This window comes from Mesorhizobium sp. M7A.F.Ca.CA.003.01.2.1 (genome assembly GCF_003998945.1).
Taxonomy (GTDB): domain Bacteria; phylum Pseudomonadota; class Alphaproteobacteria; order Rhizobiales; family Rhizobiaceae; genus Mesorhizobium; species Mesorhizobium ciceri.
Genome location: NZ_RZRA01001627.1, coordinates 1 through 521 on the forward strand (window position 1 = coordinate 1; position 521 = coordinate 521).

At 60.8% G+C, this 521-nt stretch carries 1 protein-coding gene; it reads left to right on the forward strand.

The features are described 5' to 3' along the window. Window positions 1-117: 117 nt before the first annotated feature. Window positions 118-521, forward strand: a 404-nt coding sequence (locus EN969_RS34615) for an Ldh family oxidoreductase (RefSeq protein WP_206525382.1), incomplete at its 3' end; no start/stop codon positions are given.

A 521-nucleotide genomic window follows, 5' to 3' on the forward strand; every position in this document is an offset into this window, starting at 1 on the left:
GTAGGGGAGTAGGGGAGTATCGGGCCACTATCCACATTCACATTTCCATCCCCATTCGCTATTCACTGCCCACTGTCCCGTACTCCCCTATTCCCCTACTCCCCTAGGACGGCCATGATGCAACTCAGTCTCGACCAGGCAAAAGGACTGTGCCGGATGGCGGCACTTGGCGCCGGCGCCAATGAGGAAGCGGCGCAATCGCTCACTGCTTCGATCATATCAGCCGAGGCCGAAGGGCTTTCCTCGGTCGGTCTGTCGCATTTCATCGACTATCTCGAGGCGCTGGAAGCCGGACGCATCGACGGCAATGCCGACCCGGTGATCACACGGCCGGCGCTGGCAGTCTATCTCTCCGATGCACGCGGCGGGCTGGCGCATACCGGCTTCGACCGCAACATCGACGACCTCGCCAAGGCGGCAAAGCTGTTCGGTGTCGCCATCTTCTCGCAGAAGAACGCCTATACATGCGGCGCGCTCGGCTATTTCACCGGAAGGCTGGCAGCACAAGGACTGGTGTCGTT